10 protein-coding genes are annotated in these 19,474 nt (G+C 42.2%); all 10 read right to left on the minus strand.

Translation table 11 applies throughout. From position 1 onward, the window contains the following. Positions 1–264: 264 nt before the first annotated feature. Entirely contained in the window at positions 265–705 is a 441-nt protein-coding gene (locus WMO29_RS10735; protein ID WP_118770488.1) for a hypothetical protein, read from the minus strand. 59 nt (positions 706–764) lie between these two features. Further along, a complete protein-coding gene (locus WMO29_RS10740; RefSeq protein WP_349164768.1) occupies positions 765–2,030 on the minus strand; it encodes a DUF6070 family protein in 1,266 nt (421 codons plus the stop codon). Between the two features lie 27 nt (positions 2,031–2,057). Then, the gene (locus tag WMO29_RS10745; RefSeq protein ID WP_007885368.1) at positions 2,058–3,329 is read right to left on the minus strand and encodes a DUF6070 family protein; all 1,272 of its coding nucleotides are present in this window, start codon (positions 3,327–3,329) and stop codon (positions 2,058–2,060) included. Then, the gene (locus tag WMO29_RS10750) at positions 3,329–4,570 is read right to left on the minus strand and encodes a DUF6070 family protein (protein WP_349164769.1); all 1,242 of its coding nucleotides are present in this window, start codon (positions 4,568–4,570) and stop codon (positions 3,329–3,331) included. Before WMO29_RS10750 ends, WMO29_RS10745 begins: the two co-directional genes overlap by 1 nt. After that, positions 4,518–6,632: a penicillin-binding transpeptidase domain-containing protein gene (locus WMO29_RS10755; protein WP_349164770.1), complete on the minus strand. Its 2,115-nt coding sequence runs from the start codon at positions 6,630–6,632 to the stop codon at positions 4,518–4,520. The genes WMO29_RS10750 and WMO29_RS10755 overlap by 53 nt, the downstream gene beginning before the upstream one ends. Before the next feature lie 185 nt (positions 6,633–6,817). Continuing rightward, on the minus strand, positions 6,818–7,045 hold the full coding sequence (locus WMO29_RS10760; RefSeq protein ID WP_118672910.1) for a transposon-transfer assisting family protein: 228 nt from the start codon (positions 7,043–7,045) through the stop codon (positions 6,818–6,820). A gap of 3 nt (positions 7,046–7,048) precedes the next feature. Then, positions 7,049–11,077, minus strand: coding sequence for a YodL domain-containing protein (locus tag WMO29_RS10765; RefSeq protein WP_349164771.1), 4,029 nt, complete (start codon positions 11,075–11,077; stop codon positions 7,049–7,051). A 140-nt stretch (positions 11,078–11,217) separates the two neighbouring features. Next, positions 11,218–11,826, minus strand: coding sequence for an N-acetyltransferase (locus WMO29_RS10770; protein WP_173816596.1), 609 nt, complete (start codon positions 11,824–11,826; stop codon positions 11,218–11,220). After that, entirely contained in the window at positions 11,810–12,004 is a 195-nt protein-coding gene (locus tag WMO29_RS10775) for a hypothetical protein (protein WP_034212213.1), read from the minus strand. Before WMO29_RS10775 ends, WMO29_RS10770 begins: the two co-directional genes overlap by 17 nt. A gap of 123 nt (positions 12,005–12,127) precedes the next feature. Continuing rightward, positions 12,128–19,441 (minus strand): helicase-like domain-containing protein, encoded by a 7,314-nt coding sequence (locus tag WMO29_RS10780; RefSeq protein ID WP_349164772.1) that lies wholly within the window; start codon positions 19,439–19,441, stop codon positions 12,128–12,130. Positions 19,442–19,474 lie beyond the last annotated feature (33 nt).

Consider the following 19,474-nt stretch of genomic DNA (forward strand, 5'->3'; position numbering starts at 1 on the left):
TTAAGAGATTCCTATTCAAAAAGGAATCCCCCAATCGTTAATTATCCTCTCCGTATCCTCTTCTAACTTCTTCCTTCTTGAAACCAACCAAACAATAACTGCCGCTGTAAAACCTACTGTACAAATAACTACTCCGAAAAAATGACTTCTAATGATTCCATATTGGCATAAATGCCATAATTGGCACAATAGAAATATGTAAAATATGAAGCTACTGATTTTACTGATTTTGGAAATATATTTCATAATTCATCTTGCTCCTTTTTAGTGTCCACGTATATCCAATTCATCCAATAGAGAATTTCCACTTCCCCAAGAATATACAATGTAATAACCCCTGTCCTTTATTTCTTCCGCAAATTGTAGTGTCCCGTGATCAATCCCCTCAATGGACTGCCCTTCCTGAATTTTCACCAAACATTCCCACTCATTACTTCTGTACCTTGAATAGTAAGCATCCAATTCTTCCAAAGACAAGTCACTTCGAATTAGAATTGCTCCGAAATACTGCATTCCATTTCCGTTTCCTGTCAGCTTCCCTGCTTGTGACAGTGACTCTATCAATTCCGTTTCCTCTGGCAGCGGAATTTCACATAATGTCTTTTCCACCTTATAGGCTGTATGGTTATTTATAAGCGGAATTGAAACAACTCCTCCTATTAATACAACTGCTGCCAATATTCCAACTACTTTTAATTTTTTCATGTGTCCTCCTTTCTTTTCTTACGCATGTAAGATTACCACAAAACACAACTATTATCAAATCATTCTTTAATTCGATATTGGTAGTCTGGTATGTGCATAATTCCGTCATTTAGGATTTCATTCCCCAAATACTGAAAACTGCCATCCTCTGCAAACCTTACCGTAAGTTCATGGGTTATGACTGCATCATCACAAATGACCATGTCGCAAACCGCCTCAACTGTTAATGTGATTGTCCCATCCTCATTTTCTTTGATGTCGATAACCTCCGGCAGAGAAGTTCCAAAGAAAGTCGGTGCATAATTAAAGCATCCAAGTCGCGCCCAATAATACGTTTGGTTTTTCTCATCAAACACCGCATATTCCCGTATCTGCTCTGCCGTCACCGGAAGATACTCCATAATTAAATTTTCAAATTCCTCTTTTGGTATTCCATTTGGGTAATTCTCAGAATTAAACTTTTCCTGGTATTTCATTGCATACAGATATTCATACATCCCATTATAATCCAGTTCTTCCATATGCTCTGTATCCCAATTGGAACATAAGAGGTTATTTCCCTGATATCCCAAACCACGCACGCATTTTTCAGACATTTCACGCTGTTCCTCTGTCATTGGCTTTATCCTTATTAGACAACTTCCATCCATAATCTCACTGACCTCTGGTGGCTCCGGTACACACAACTCGTAGCAGAACCATCCCTTATCTGTATATTTCCACTCTTTTAGTCTTGTATAGGAAATGTATGAAATCCCCGGCTTATTATCAGCATTCCAGATTCCTTTTGCACTTACAACATACATATCTGTTCCATCAAAAATGAATTTCATTCTGCCCAATCCACCATCGTTGTGAACTTCATAAATTACTGCAGAACCACTTTTCCCTTCCATACATTCTTTCAGAAAACTGTCAACACTTTCATAATTCTCCATGTTAGAATATGTTACCATTGTTGTAACCGGACATCCTGCATCCTTTAGCTTCCTCTGCATTTCCAAAACCGTTTGATCATCCAAAGCAACATTAGATGCTATCCCTTTATCTGCAGTTTCATAAATGTCAAGATAAAGTTCCATCTGCTTTTTACAGTCAGTCTCAGCTTCTTCCCTTTCCTGTTCATCTACTGGAAGGTCGTAGCCCTTTTCCCATTGTTCTGCAGCCTCTTCCTCGGCACTTTTTATCTCCTCCGTGGAAGATACATCTTCCGTATCTTCCACAAGAAATTCATCCACAATACTATCTTCTTTTCCACAGGCACATACGAAGCATCCAATCAGAAATGCCATAATCAGCAAAATGCTTTTTTTCTTTAATGCCATAATATCATCCTTTCTTTCAAAGCAAATTTAATGTGCTTTTGCTATTGGCGGCAGTTCCAACTCTATTTGTTCTATAGAATTGGAAAGATACCTGAAAGTTCCGTCTTCAAATGGCTGGACCACAACCGTATTCCGAAAAGCGAGATCAGAATTATAATCCGGCCATACTCCATCCACGATAAGTGTAATCGTTCCATCCGCATTTTTTGTATAGTCAACTACTTCTCCGAAAGGTGGGTATGGACTGGCATAAATCATCTCATATTCATAGCTATTGCTGCCCTCATCATATCCACAATGCTCTCTCAACTGTTCTACCGATACCGGAAAATAAGTAGTCATTATCCTTTCATATTCCTCTGCCGGAATCTTCCAACCCTCAGTTTTCAGATTTTCCCCCGTAGAAATCCTATAAACATCTTCATACATACAAGGCATCAGAATGTCCTCCACATTGCTGCTATCCCAATCTGTAACGAGCAGATTGTAATTCACATAACTTAGTCCTGATATGTATTTCTCCGTTAATTCCTGGCAGTCTTCTGGTAGCGGTTCTATTCTCCAATACTGTCTCAAACTTGCATGTGCAATCACATATTCATATGCGTAGATAAAATATCCTTTTTCGGTCAGTTTAATCTCAGCCACATTACTTACCGAAGTTCCCTGTATTTCTGGCATACCACCTTCTCTCCACCGAATTCCTATGTAATAGGTCTGCAACTCACCTTTCCGATAGATAAAGGTAACTGCTCCAATCAGCCCATCTCTCTGTACTTCAAATACCGTAACCATCGAGTCTTGTCCATCCAGGTAATCTGCATAAAATGCTTCGATTGCTTCATGATTTTGCATAGCAGTATCTTCTTCAACACTTACCAGACCGTTTCTGCCCAATTGCTCCACCACAGCTTTCCTCTGCTCTTTGGTAAATTCGCTAATACCGGAAGAGTAGCTTAGTGCATCTGCAATTACAATATCCTTATAGATTTCTCTGACCGATTCTGCTGCTGACAAAACCGTACTCTGCAGTTGCTCCTTCTCCTCTTCTGTAAGGAGATCATCACTGGCTTGCGGAATAAACCAATATGCTGACTCTGTGGAAGTTTCCGCATTCTCGGCTTCTTCTGTTTCTGCTTCGCTATTTTCGATTTCTACAGGTGGCTCCCATACTTCTTCTGCCACCTTTTGCTTTTCTGTATGCAGTTCTCCCCAACAGACCACTCCGGCTATTACGAAAATCAACAGCAGCAAAATCGGAAGACCACATCTTCTAAGCAGCCATTTCACATCTTCCATTATTCGCCTCCGTATAATTCTTCCCATTCTTCTAACGTCAACCGTGGCGTATGCCATGTTTCCTCAGAATTATCCTCGGAGGGTATAATTCGATTGGATACATATTGTACCCCGCCATCCTCCAAAGGACGAACCACAACCTCGTGGGCATATACTTTGGAATTTCCCGAATATGGAAATACCACATTAGCAGTAAGTGTAATTGTTCCATCACTGTTCTCCGTATACCCGATTACTTCTGAATATGGGTATTCCGGATACTCTACTTCTTCGAAGCCTCTCGGTTTGTATTCATAGGTCGAATCCTCCGAATCATAGACAGTTTTGGATTGCAGCGTTTCACTATCAATATTGAAATATTTCATAATAACGCTTTCAAATTCCTCTTTTGGAATCCGATAAACTGCACTGACTGACAAATTGTCATCTGCAACATAAGGAACATACTGACCATTCACTTTTGGATAAAGAATGTCATACATATCATAGAAATTCAAATCCCCAAAATCTTCTTCACTCCAATCCACAATAAACATATTATTCTGTTCAAAGCTGATTGGAAGAAGATATTTCCGACTCAGTTCCCTATATGTTTCATCCAATGGCTGTACTCGTAATGCGGTATGCTCCTCTGCTCCACTCAATGTAAGAACGTATAATTCTTCTGAAAACCAGACACCAGAAAACATCAGGTAACCTTCTTCTGTATAATTCCAATACTCTGCTTGATACCTCCCAGTAACTTCTTTCTGTATTTCTCCATTTTCGTATCCATAATAGCTTCTGACCACATCTACATTTCCGTCTTTTGTGTGCAAATCGTATTTTACAAATCCGCCCAAATAGCCGACTTCAAGAATCGTTATATCTGCTTCTTCCTGTGCATCCACCTTTTCACAAAATTCCAGTACCTGCTCCGCTTCCGTCATATTCACTTGATTTCTGCTGTCAACAGCAGGATACTCGTTTTCTCCAAGACGATTTACAATACTCCGAATTATTTCCGAATCATCTAACTTATTTTCCTCTGCTGCCTTGTCATAAAGATCTATGCAGATGTTTATAATTTCTTCTTCATTCTCCTGTTCTTCTTCTGAAACGTCCTGAACATCAATTACTGTTTCCGAAACTGTATCTTCTTCCGATGGTGTATCGCTACACCCCGAAATACTAAACATCAGTACAAAACTAATGACTGCTAAACCACTCTTCCAGAACCAGACTGTCTTTCTTAACAACATATCCGCTTCCTCCTCTTCCTTTCACATCTTCTACCATACTGATAATCAATATAGGACATTCCGTATCTTCTGCTGTAAAAATTGCAAACCATCCTAATTCTGTACCCGAAGTATCATCCTTCGATGCCTTTATTTCTGCCGTACCTGTTTTTCCTGCTAAAAGAATGTCATCTCGATGGGCTGCATATCCAGTTCCATTAGAATCATTCACAACCTTCTTTGTTCCTTCCAATACACGACTTGCTGTCTCGTTAGAAAAGGCACCCGGAATCCAATACTCAGCTTCCGCTTCATTCTGATATACCAAATAAGGCTTTATTACATTTCCCTCATTACAGAAAGCAGAATAAATACATGCCATATGCAACGGGTTCACTAAAATCTGTCCTTGTCCGTAACCGCTGTCAGCTAACTGTATTTCAGTTTCAATGCCTTCTGTATTGGAATACTGAGATTCTGCCATCTTAATCTCAAATGGTAGTTCCTCATTGAAACCAAGCCGTATCAAAGAATTCTCCAACTCATCCGATCCAATCTTTAATGCTGCTTTTGCGAAATAAATATTATCAGAATAAATCAAGGCATTCTCTAAAATGACTGGTTCATACGCATGAAGCGTTGTTACATGATATGAACCCCACGATGCATCTTTTTGCCAACTTAATCCTACGTTCCCGTAATCTTCCATTGGATCGATTGCTCCTGATTGTAAACCAATCGCAGCTATAATTGGTTTGAAGGTAGATCCCGGACACCACACTTGCCGGAACCGATTATACATTGGCTTATTCTCATCCTCGTTAAGTACAGTCCACTGCTCACTCGATAATCCCATAATAAAATCGTTATTGTCATAGGCCGGTGTGCTGACCAAAGCCAATACTTCTCCGGTATAAGGATTCATGGCTACTGAGCAGCTTTTATCTTCCTTAAACTGTTCGTACAAGGAAACCTGCAAATCAGTATCTATCGTAAGCCGGATGTCCTGCCCATGCTGTACCAGGATACAAGCCAGTTCCTCCTTCTCTTTATCTTCCGAATTTACAATGTAAATCCTGCAACCGTTCTGGCCTTTCAGTTCTTTCTCGAACAAGCCCTCCATTCCGCTTCTGCCGATTACACTATTGGCTGTATAACCTTCTCCTGCATGTTCCTCTAAATCTTCCGCAGTAACGCTTTGAACATACCCGACCAAATGCGCAGCGGCTTCCCCTAATGGGTATTCACGCACTTCAACATCAGATATCATCACTCCGGGAATCTCCAGCAACTTATCATGCCTTTCTTTCTCCTTTAAAACTTCTTCCTCTGGACTGATAGACATTAACTCAATTTCTTCCACTCTTGGAATCGTTTTAATAGGTACAAAAGAATCATCCTTTACCCACTTTGCAGACAGGTTCTTTTCTATCACTTCCGTTGTGATTTCCAATAGTCCTGCAATCTGTGCGATTGCTTCCTCTCTGTTTTCCAACTTGCCCGGAACAATTCCAACTGAAGATGCTGTACCTTTTCCTGCAAGGACACGTCCGTTCCTATCCAGAATTTCTCCTCGCTCTGCCTGTGTAGTGGAAACTCTTACTTTATCTGCAGAAGTCAGATTAGGAAAAATCATGGAATCATCCCAAACCAATTTATATCCTTCTTCTCCATTTATAAAAAATGCCTCATTCTCAAAGCTGATAGTTCCTGCCACTGTATCAAACGAAGTCAAATATGTTACTTTTTTATCTTCCTCCACATACTCGACATTTTTTATCGACATGTTTTGCATTTCAATTCCCTCATAAATAGTGGAATTTCTCTTCAGAAAATCTTCCTTACTGATATATCCAGATGACTCCAAATCAATCATTGCATACATTTCTTCGTATTCTTGTTTTGGAATATGCATCATATACTCTACTAAGATAGTATCTGGTGTTTTACACGAATTTTTTCTTTTATATAATACTGTTGCACTCACAACTACTCCAATCAAAGTAATTGTTAATATCAACACTATAATGCCCAACATTTTTCTATATCTTTGTATTCTTTTGGTTCTATGTTTTTCCTTCATCGTTACCTCCATTTCTTATTCGTATCAATGTACTACGCTTATATATTACAAGTGTAAGATTTTAGGGTAAAAAAATTTAATTCCTTTCGTTATAAATATTACACCCGTAATATTTATCAGTCAAGTTCTTATTCAAAAAGACAGAACACAGCCTCCAAAAGCCATGCTCTGCCTTACGTTTGATGTTACTCTGCCGCTACAAACTCCATCTTCATAAATTCATGATCCGTCAATTCCTTTAATTTTACAAGGACACATAATGACAATTCAACCATCTCATCATCCTCCAGATATTTCAGTGCTTTATCAATACCATTTATGACCTTTTTTCTGCCGCCCACATCTGAATCTATACCTTCTTCCATAAAAATACTGATTAAATTACTTTCTTCTACGGTAAATCTCTTATTCATCACTTACATCTCCCTATGACTTTTCTTTTCATTTTCCTGAACATCATGTTCTTTCGATTTCCCTTCTACCTGTGCCTTTTTCTCTGCAAGACGAACTTTTAAGGAAACCCTTGCTGGAGGCTTCTCCTCCATTCTCTTATTTTTTTCCCTTTGGGCTTTCTCCCCAACACCATTATTCAGCACATTATCAATCATATTATAATTCTGTTCTTCTGCCTCCTCAATCTTGGCAAGCGGCTTATACTCTGTCAGTTTTTCCAGAAGCTCCGTTGCTCGTTTTATTTCCTCTGGTACAGCTCCCTCCGAAATAATGTCTGCAAGCCACGTTGTTAAATGTCCGGTATCGCCCTGTTTTATGGATTCTGCAAGCTCTGATACATTCTCGGTCATATTTCTTGTACTATCGTGATACAGTACAGTATCATAATCGTAGGAAAGTCGGTCAAGTTCTACTGCAAGCTGTTCCTCCTGTGGCAAGTCCGGCATACGCAGTTCCCACACTCTTGCTTCCATTTCTTCACTCATCACGCCATCTATCTCCATATCGGGCAATTTAGCCACCAGTTCCGTAATGACTTCCATTGCCTGCGGATTGTTTTTAATATCAGGAACATAGTCCAAAACCCCAAGGTCAATCCTCTTTCCAGATAAAACATCAATCTCGTAATCCTCGTAGGGTTCCGCCCCTCTCCCTAGGATATTGATTCCGATTGCCGGAATACCATTCATCCGCTCTGAAGGTATCTGCTTCCAGATTGCTATAGCTTCATCCACCGTAGGAATATTCTCATAACACTCACCAAGATTATGAAATTCTCCACATTCCGAAACAGTTAAAGTTACTTCTGCGCTCTCCTTTTCCTGCTCTCTTACCTGTCTGACGCCCTCCAAATATTCTTCCACCTGTGGCAGATAGGATTCCAGCGTACCTGTGCGTTGGGCTGTAATTGGATTGATGTCAACTTTTACTTCTCCGATATGAAGTCCATCCTCATTAAAGGCATTAAATAAATCGTCCTCCCGTTCCGCTGTGGAAAGTTCCACCACCACATCAAGGTCAGAACCTTCATGCTCTAATCCCCTGCATCTGCTTCCTGTTACAGCAACATCCACGATTGTTGCATTAATATCATACTCTTCAATCTTCGCCTGCACATGGCATTTCACAGTTTCCTCGATTTCTTCCGGATTCATTTCACTAATATCGTGGAATAATTCCCCGGTCTTTGCCTTAAAATCTGCCACCACACTGCTTGGTGTACTCTCCGGAATAATACGATTTGCTTCCTCTGCTTTTTCCATCAGTCCATCATAATCCATCGGTATCAGTTCATCTTCTCTTTGGATATTTCCTTTTGCACCATTGTAATCCGGCTGTGACTTCAAATCCTCTAAAATATCATGCAAGGCTTCCCTTATCGTCACATCAGGATTATCATAAATTCCTCCGTCAATCTCCTTATAATCAGCTCCCATAATGGAATAATCATAACCGCCATCCACTTCCTGAATGCTGATAAAACGGTCTGCAATAGAAAATGCCAGTTCTGTTTCCTGTTCACTTTCCAAAGTTTTTTTCATTTCCGCAAGCACCTGTTCTGTTTCATCGCCAAGATCAATGATTTCATCTCCATCTATTTCCGGTTCTGTCTTTTGGACATTGTGTCCAGAAGTGTCCTGCATTTCTTCCTTTTCCGGTGTCTGCTCCCGTAAAAAATCCGGTATTTCCGTATATCCAAAAGAATCCACAAAATGAGCCGTATTCTGTCCGTTCTGATGAAGCACCACTATATCGCTGACAGATAGCGAATGTCCTCTGAAATCTTCTGGGTGGTCAAGGTTGAATTTTTCAAAGATTGCCTCTAAAGTTGCCCCCTGCGTCTCTTTTTGCAGTTCAGATAATTCGCCCACATATAAAAGTGTATAATTCTCTGGTTTAATTGCATCAAAATTATCTTTTGTAATGCCCATACGCTTTAAGGATTCCGTCCCCTCAAAACGTAAGGAATCTAATTCCGGATTAGGCTTTAATTGATAAATTCCATATTTATCGGTACTAGCATATAGGAGCTGCTCTTTTCTTGCCATTTCAGGTGTAATAACAGATCCGTCCTCATAGTTAATAGATTCCACCCATGTGATACCTAATTCTTTTTCTATTTCAAATTCCAAATCAGTTCCATAAAAAGCATTATGAATTTCTGCCACATCAGTATCTGAAATAGGCTCTGAGGTCTTGAATACCGCAGTTCTATCCCCACCCATTTCTTCTATATCGACAGCCACAACTGGATACGGGTATGTATATTCTCGCTCCTGTTCGTCCATTAAGATAAGTGTAATCTTAGTCTGCTGTTTCAATGCTTTATTCCATGTTTCCTTTTCAACCCCAAAGATACCTTCATGCTCTTCTATACGCTCCCTGCTTTCTGCCAATGATTCCGCACCGTCAGTATGAAGCAAATATACAGGCAAATCATGTTCAAATAATCCCAATGCTTTCTCTTGTGTTAATGGCAGCATTTCATCCCATTGATAGCCATATTCCCTCATTTCCGACAAACCAATCATCGGATCAGGCAGGGCATCAATCTCCGCCTTTGCATCAATTATGGTCAATGCCACATCCTGTTGGGCATACTGCTCCCTATATGCCAGTTTCTCTGCAAGTTCCCTTGTTTTATTCATATCATCAAGTTTATAGGCATAATTTACAATCAGATTTCGCTCCTCAGACGTGAAAATATTTTTTTCTGCTTCCAACTGATTGATAAGTTGTTCTGCCTGCCCCATGACAGATAAATTGGTATCAATGGGTTGTTCCATTCTTTCCTTTACATCAATAAGCTCGTCTGTATCCATGTTATAGCGGACATCAATATGATATTCCTCCGCTTCTTCTGTCTGCTCATCAGCAAGTTCGGTAGTCCATGCCCCTTTACTTTCAAGATAAGACGGTATATTCGATTTGTCCTCTTCATTCATGGTAGAAAGGGCGGATATAAGTTCTGCACTGTCCATTCCACGGACACTGACAAGATTGTATTCTGAAAAATCCTCGTTATGTACCAGCAGAATGCTTTCCTTTCCATGTTCCTGCTCCATCTCCCGGTTAAGCTGAAGCTCCTGCATTGCCCCCTCAATGCCTGTAATCAGTTCTGAAGCTGTCTTTCGGATTGTATCAAGGGAAGATTTCAGCTCTTTCATATTCCTGCCGCTGCTCCAGCCTGCGATATATCCAAAGGAATAATCGGATGTATCTATACCGAAATGCTGGCACACTGTAAAAGCCACACTCTCCGCTTCCACTTCCTTTGTATTCCTGTCCTTTACCGGAATATCCATGCTCTGATTAACTTCTTTATCATGCAGCCTGGAATGAGCCACCTCATGCACCATTGTTTTCAAAGTCTGGCTTTCGCTCATATTTTCCTGAACAGCAATCCGTTTTTCTGCTGTACTGAAATACCCTTTGGAATCGCCGGGAATATCTTCAAATGCAATCGGAACAGGAGAAATATTCATAAGCGCCTGGACAAAATCCTCATATCCCTCCACCGTAGATAACAGCTCATTCACTTCCAGTTCCGGAATAGGCTTGCCATCCGTCTGCGATACATCAAAAACAGATACCGCACGAAAGGCAGGAATGGTAACCTCTGTTTCCTCTTTCTGCGGCATACCGTTTTCATCAAACATCATTTCTCCCGTTACAGGGTCTAACTTATCACGTTCCTCTTTGATTTTATAAGGAGCTGGTGCAAGAATACGGATTGCCTTTTCTCCTTTATTGACGTGCCGCTCAAAGTTCTTCTGCCACGCCTGATAACCTGCCACCAGCGTAGCTTCCGGCTTCTGCATGGCAATCAGCAGCGTATTATTAAAACTGTAATTATGAAATTTTGACATGGTACTGAGATAGCTTTTATATTTTTCACTCTCAAAAAGCTCTTTCAAACCAGCTTCCAGCTTATCCGTAATCTCTTTGACTTTTTGCTTTTCACTCATGTAAACGGTATTTTTATCTTCCATAATTCGATTGTCCTTTCTTTTTTCCACGCAAAAATACCGTCCTTCATTTTCGTAGGGACGGTATCTTCCAAATAAAAAAGGTGCATGGATTGTTCTTAAAACATGTTCCACACACCTTTGGTTTATTATGTAATTTTAATTTAAATCAGTCTCAAAAGCTGTACCAGCTCATGCTGTTCTTCTGAGCTTGCGGTCTGTCTGGTATCAAAACGCTTGAAGCCATAGTTTTCATAAAAGGAAAGTAGTTTTTCTTTATTATCTGCCTCCACAAATGCCACCATACCTCCAGCCTGATACTGCAAAAGCTGTGTCTGCCTGATAGCTGCTTCCAACAGTTCCTGTCCTGTTATCCGACCTTTTGCCTTATCACTAAAGTTTTTCCCAAGTTGGGCAATCAGGTAAGCTGCTAAGTTGTAGGTCTGTTCATTTTTATCTATCTCGCTAAATCTTGCCAGTTTCCTCTTAACCGTATTACTAAATGGTTCTGCTTTTACAACAAGTGGCTTGATTGTAATAGAAAAATATCCCAACAACTCTGCATCTTCCAATGACAATACAATATATGTAACTGCTTGATGTTTTTTGGCAAACTCAATTGCCTGCTGTTTTAGGAAACGCTCAACATCCGGATTTAACGGACATGAAAACTCGGAAAGGAGCTGTACTAATGTGTCCTCTCCGAGTCTTTTGTCCTCATTTTCTAAATACTCACGAATGTTCAGCACAATAAAGTTATTTGCTGGTTGCATTCGCTTTCTTCCTTCTCTCCATGAATTTTAAAATATCATCTGCCCCTTGCAAGTAGGTAACATTGATTGGAACACGAGGTGTTCTGTCGTTGGCAGATGCTTCAATCGCATCGGCAAACATCTCCACCTGCTTCTGACCGGATATGATAAAATTCTTAGTGATACTTGAAGTTGCCATATAAACACCTCCTTTGTTAGTATGGCTCTCTTTGATTTACTCATACTCTTCTAACTATATTTTAGTGTGAAACACCCACTTTTGCAACCTATTTAAAAGAAAATTTTTATAAACTGATTTTTATCATATTGACAACCTGTGTTCCTTTGACTTTTGCTGCAAACTTTTTTCCATGTTCCCACCTGCAGCCCGTACCTGCATCTCTGCCAGCCGCTCTTTCAAGGATACCCTCTGTGCCGACTTATCCGCCATCGCTGCTGTGAACCTCATTCCCTGCGGATTTCCATTTTCCACAGCATAATTGTGTCGGGCATTTTCTATGGGATACGTTTTTCTGGCATCTGCCACCTGCTCTGTACCCAGTTCCGATTTATCATCTTCCATACCTATTCCGTCCTCTCCCTTTTCGTCCATATTGAGCAGGGAATTTAAGGCAGAAAGGCGGTCTAACTTCTCTGAAAGCTCCGCTTCCTGTGCAAATGGCTTTGTAACCTCCACTTTCGCTGTTTCAAGCTGACGCTCCACATTCTCCAGCTTTGTGGATGCTTCTGCCAGTTCCTTTGTCATGGCTTCCAACGCATGGTTGATACGGGAAATGTTACCCAGCGGGTCAACACCAATCTCCAGATTATGACTGAGCTGTCCTTTGATGTTCATAACGAATTTATGGTTAAAGGAATCAAAGGACACCGCCATTTTAAAGCCTGCATACTCTCCAATGACTGCTGGAGCATTGACGCTTTTGATTTCTTTGCACATCTCTACAAGTGCAGTTCCGGCTTCTTTTTTATCGGTGTAGAGCTTGTTTCCGACCTTCATAGAGAAAAGTTCCTTGTCTGCCGGGAGATTGGCTTTTGCAGTCTGAATATCTGCCTGCAAGCCGCTGATCCGTTCCTTCAGAATGGTTATCTGCTGTGGATAATGCTTTGCAATGTTGTCCTCCAGACGGTATTTCTGACTGGTGTGATTGGCTTTCATCAGTTTCAGCTTACTGACCTGAATATCCAAATCCATCTTTTCTTTTATATAGGGATTCCCCGTTGCCAGAGCCTTGACCTCTGCATAGGAAAGTGCCGCTTCATCTACGTCCTCACAACTTCGCACCGGAGATTTGCTTGTCATAATCTGACCGATAAATTTCTGCTTATTCTCGATGAGCTGCCATGAGTAGCTGTCAAATGTTCCCTCTGTCACATACCGGAAAATCTTAACCTTTGGATTCCTGTTGCCCTGCCGCAAAATACGCCCCTCCTGCTGTTCAATATCAGACGGACGCCACGGTACATCGAGGTGGTGCAGCGCAATCAGTCTGTCCTGCACGTTTGTCCCGGCTCCCATTTTTGCAGTAGAACCCAATAAAAAACGAACCTGTCCGCTTCTTACCTTACTGAACAGCTCCGCTTTCCTAAGCTCCGTATTTGCCTGATGTATAAAGGCGATTTCTTCTGCGGGAACACCTTTTTCCATCAGTTTATTTCTTATATCCTCATAGACATTAAATGTACCATCTCCTTTCGGTGTCGATAAATCACAGAAAATAAGCTGTGCTGATTTCTCCCCTTTGGTATCTTCCCAAATCTCAAATGCCTTATCCACACAGGTTTTTGCTTTGGAATGTTCCTCATCGGGGAGCATATCGTTGATCAGACGCTGGTCGAGTGCCAGTTTTCTTCCATCGTTGGTAATCTTGAGCATATTATCCTGATGCGGCTCTACCAGTCTGTTACGCACTGCCTCCGCCCGATCTGCCAGCGATGTTACCATCTCTTTCTGATATTCGCTGGGTTTCAGCACCACGTTCTCATATTCTGCTTCCGGCACAGGCAGCTTTAACATATCCGGTGTCTGGATATCCGCACTCTCCTTGAAAAGTGCAATCAGCTCCGGCAGATTGAAGAATTTTGCAAATCTTGTCTTTGCCCGGTATCCTGTTCCCTCCGGTGCCAGCTCAATGGCGGTCTGTGTTTCTCCAAAAGAAGCTGCCCAACTGTCAAAATGCCCTAATCCCATCTTCTGAAGCGTACCATACTGAAGATACCGCATATTGGTGTAAAGCTCCGTCATACTGTTGCTGATCGGCGTACCCGTAGCAAACGTAATGCCCTTTCCGCCAGTCAGCTCATCAAGGTACTGGCACTTAGCAAACATATCGGAGGACTTCTGTGCTTCCGTCTGTGCAATGCCCGCCACATTCCGCATTTTCGTGTATAGAAAAAGGTTCTTATAATTGTGACTTTCATCTACAAACAGCCTGTCCACACCTAACTGCTCAAAGGTTACAACATTATCTTTTCTGGAAGTATCGTTGAGTTTTTCCAGTCTTGTCATAAGGGATTTTCTGGACTTTTCCATCTGCTTAATGGTGTAACGCTCCCCGTTATCTGCTTTCGCCTGCTCTATGGCAAGCTCAATCTCATCAATCTGTCTTTCGATAATGCCTATCTGTCTTTCCTGCGACAACGGGATTTTTTCAAACTGGCTATGCCCGATAATGACAGCATCATAATCTCCGGTGGCGATTCTGGAACAGAATTTCTTCCGGTTGGCTGGCTCAAAATCTTTCTTCGTTGCCGCTAAAATATTTGCTCCGGGATATAACCGCAAAAAGTCACTCGCCCACTGTTCCGTCAAATGATTGGGAACAACGAACAGGCTCTTTTGGCATAACCCTAACCGCTTGCTTTCCATTGCTGCAGCAATCATTTCAAAGGTCTTTCCTGCTCCCACACAATGAGCAAGCAGGGTATTGTCCCCGTAAAGCTGGTGTGCCACCGCATTTAACTGGTGCGGTCTAAGGTCGATGTCCGGTGTCATGCCAGGGAATTTCAAATGGGAACCGTCATATTCTCTTGGTCTGGTAGAATTAAAGAGCTTGTTATATTTCGCCACCAAGTCCTGTCTACGTTCCTGATCTTCAAATACCCAGTTCTTAAAGGCTTCCCGGACTGCCTCCTGTTTCTGACTGGCAATCATGGTTTCCTTTTTATTCAGGACTCTCGTTTCCTTTCCGTCCTCTATCACGGTATCGTACACCCGGCTGTCCTTTAAATTCAGAGAATCCTCTAAAATCTGATAAGCATTTCTCCGGTTTGTACCATAAGTCATATTTACAAGACTGTTTCCGTAATCCGCACTTTTTCCTTTTACATTCCACTGTCCTGTCACATCGGAATACTGAATCCCCATTGTATTCCGGTTGAAAAGATGCTGCGGTGTTTCAAAAACATCGCGCATGAAATCTTCAATATATTTCGGTTCAACCCATGTGGCACCGATACGCACCTCAATCTCGCTGGCATCCAGTTCTGTGGGCTGCACCTGTGTAAGTGCCTGCACATTTATGTTGTATTCCGGGTGGTTTTCGGCGTAAATCTTCGCTGTTTGCAACTTATCCCGGACATTGCCGCTTAAATACTCGTCCGCTGCTTCCCACCTATCTGTGACCGGATTCTGAAAGATAATGCCCGTCAGTTCTTCTTTGATTGTATCAATCTCTTTTCCGGTCAGCTCCGCCATATAAGAAAGGTCAACTTTTGCTTTTTCTGATAAAGATACTGCCAGAGCTTCCGTTGCTGTATCCACGCTTGTAACCACTTCCGCTTTCTTAATGGTACGTTTCGTGAACATATCCGCTTTGCCTTTGAAATTTCCCTCGTCATCCAGCTTTTCCAGAGAACATAACAGACAATAGCTGCTGTCCTGATTAAAGGCTCTTTTGTTGGTCTGGGAATTGATTAAACCGTATTTTCTGCTGAACGTATCATAAAGGGTATTCAATTCTTTCTGCTTTTCCTTAATCACAGTATCCGGATATTCTTCCAACTGCAAACTGATAAGCTCTTGCGTACAGTTTCGGATTCCTACCATGCCTTTTATGCGTTCCTGCATGGATTCTGACATATCCACAGGCTTCATAATGGAATTTTCACGGTAATATACCTTATCTTCCACCAGTGTGTAGCTGTAATTCTTTACGTCCGGGTCTGCCGGAATGGTGGCATCTGCCAGCTCATCCGCAAGCTCGTCCATCTCCACTGCTTCGATTTCCCCGTCAATCCGGCTGACCGCATCCATTAACTGCTCTGCAAACGGTCTTGTGGCATCCGGCTGGCAGGTGCTTTCCATACCATAGGGACCGCTGACCATTTCCATCTTCCCAACAATCATTTCCGGGTGTTCCGCAAAGTAGGTATTCATGGCGATACCATTTGCATCTTCTGATAAATGTACCCAATCCGGCTCTATATCCATCACACGGTCACGCTTCTTGAAAAATAAAATATCCGAAGTGACTTCTGTCCCTGCATTTTCCTTAAATGCTGTATTCGGAAGTCTGACCGCCCCCATAAGCTCCGCCCGCTGGGCAAGATACTTTCTGACCTCCGGACTTTTTTTATCCATTGTTCCCTTACTGGTAACAAATGCAACTACACCGCCAGGACGGACTTTATCCAATGTCTTTGCAAAGAAATAATCATGGATTAGGAAATTATTTTTATCATACTGTTTGTCCGCTACCTTATACTGTCCAAATGGCACATTGCCGACTGCCACATCAAAAAAATCATTCGGATAGTCTGTTTTTTCAAAACCGGATATTTTAATATCCGCTTTCGGATAGAGCTGTCTTGCAATCCTGCCCGTAATACCATCCAGCTCCACACCATAAAGTCGGCTTTCCTGCATCTTCTCTGGCAGCATTCCGAAGAAATTTCCGATACCCATTGCAGGCTCTAATACATTTCCTTTTTCAAATCCCATACGTTCTAAGGTATCATAAATACTGCGGATAATGGCAGGACTGGTATAGTGGGCATTTAAGGTACTTTCCCTTGCAGAAGCGTACTCCTGCGGCGATAACAATTCCTTTAACTGCTGATATTCTCCCGCCCATACAGATTTGCTTTCATCAAAGGCATCGGCAAGCCCGCCCCAGCCAACATACTGTGATAAAATCTGCTGTTCTTCCGATGTGGCGATACGCTTCTCGCTCTCCACCTTTTCCAAAGTACGGATTGCTTCTATATTTCGTCTGAATTTCTCTTTCGCACTGCCTACTCCTAACGCATCGTCCGTGATATGGAAATTGACCGCATTGGATTTATCAATCTTTGGTGCAGACTGCTTCACAGGCTTTTCTATGGCAGGTTCTACCAATGGCTTTTGGACATCGTGTCCAGAAGTGACAGGCTTCTGTTCCATGCCTTGCAGATAATCTTCTGCTTCTTCTTTCGTTTCAAACGTAGGGATTGTCCCGTCTGCATCCGTATAATAATCTTCCCTGGCATTATCCCATACCGCAAAATCCTGTCCCGGTTCAAAGGCATCGCTGGTTTCTCCCACAGAAAAACGAGGTTCATCTTCCGGTATATCTTCTGTCCCCTCAATGCGTGAAAATACCTCTGCTTCATGTCGGTCAATATCTTCCATCGCCGTAACATTCAGATAATCGGTTTCCACTTCTTCCCTGTCTGGTTTATATCCATATTCAAAATGGACATTCCCATTTACAAGTACATAAAAGAACTCATTATCCTGCAAAGAATTTCCAAGCACATAAGTGTCCTCTCCGGACTTCCATTCATCAATCTTTAAGCACAACTGATCATCTATCGTTACCTGCTGTGCCGCAAGTTCCTTTTCCTGCTCCATATACCGCCTTGTCTGGTTAATAAACCCATTCAAGACCGCAGGGTTGGAACCAACAATCAAATCCCGGTTCTCCCACATGGCATACGGTTCTATGGACTTTGCCCACTCTTTATTATCCGGAGAAAATCTTCCGTCATGGCTTAGATATGTGACCGTATTGGCAAGTACATAGCTGACACGCTCGCTGCCAAATCGTTTGATGACTTTCTCTGCCGTTTCCTTTGGCAGACGATACCCGTCAAACTTTTCTGCAATCGTCCGCTCAATGGCTTCCTTACAGGCTGCCTTTGTTTTTCTCTCGATTGCTGCCTGTGCTTTTTCAAGGGCTTTTTGTGCTTCTTCCTCTTTGTACTTTGCATAGGCTTCTTTCCCCGCCGGAGATAAATACTTATCTTCCTCTACCAGTTTGCGTATACGCTTTTCCACCACTTTCCACGATAAAAGCACTTGTGCATACGGTTCGCTGATATTCCCCTTTTTCAGTTCGATACCTTTAAAATCATGATCTTCCCAACTGTGGTCTGAGCCTGCAAGTGCATGGGAACTTCCGCCTGTACCGTATTCTTTTTTCAAAAAATCGGCTGCTTCTTTGCTGTCATGTCCCTCTTTGAAATACTCATAGATACGGAACGAACCATGTGAAAAGCCGCTTCCCCTGCCTAGCCTGTGGTCAATTTCATCCTGCGTGATAAAATCCTCTTTTTTGATGTCCACATGGTCTGCTGTCGGAAATGTCTGCTTCTCTAAGAGCTGGTTTCCAAGTTCTTCCCGCAGCTCCTCTTTCGGCATAACAGAACGGAAACCCAATTTTTTCACTCCCGTTTTCAACTGATGAAGAGCCTGATCCATGTGGGCGGCAAGCAGTTCCACGCCCTCCCTCGTAGAAAGCATCTCTAAAAGCCGTGCGTGGGAATCAGGATAATTCCCTGCTTTTAACCCCAGTTCTTCCGGCAGTTCTCCCATACCATCCCGAAAGAAGAAAAACAAATGCCCTGCAATCCGTTCACGTTCCGCTTCATCCACAAGGTAGGCTTCATTTGCACCCATATAAGTGCCGTTTACCACCTGTGACCGTATTTGGGCTTCTACCTCCTGCCAGCTCATCTGAAACACCGGATGTTCCGCCGATGTGCCGTATCCCACACGCATACCGCCCTCATCGAACCATACTGCAAGCTGTTTTCCATTAAATTCAAAGCCTTTTCCGGTTGTACCGTATTCCTTCTGTAAAAATGCAGTCATTTCTTCCGGTGTCTTGCCCTGCTGATATTTGGCATAGATACGCTTTCTGCTGTTATCCCTGCCACCGCCACTCCGGATAATATCCGCTAACTGTTCCGGCGGTATCTTTGCCACTGGCTGAATCGGCATTGCTTCCTCTGCCTGTTTTACGGCAAGATTCCCCGCCTGCTCCGTGAACATGGTAAACAAATCGAGCTGCTGATACATTCCGTTTGTTTCAATCTTCTCTGCTTCTTCTCTCGGAAGTAAATACACACCATCCTCAATGTAAGAATAAACAAGGAAACGTGCCTCATCCCATGACAGCCTGCTTTCCGCTTCACGGGTCAGATAATTTCCTTTCCACAGAGTAATGCCATCCTCGTCAGCTCGATAACCACCCCGCAGTTCCTCAATGTTAAATTCCGTGTATTCTTCCATACGGAATGAGTTTTTCAGATATTCTGCCTGTATCTTTGCATCCTGCTCCATCTGAAAATAGCCCGCTATCTCCGGTCTTTTATGCTTCAGGAACTCATCGCTGCATAAAATGCCACGCTGCAACGCCTCTCCCTGCTCCATTTCAGATAATTCGGG

This window comes from Laedolimicola intestinihominis (assembly GCF_040096155.1).
In the GTDB taxonomy this organism is placed as follows: domain Bacteria; phylum Bacillota; class Clostridia; order Lachnospirales; family Lachnospiraceae; genus Laedolimicola; species Laedolimicola intestinihominis.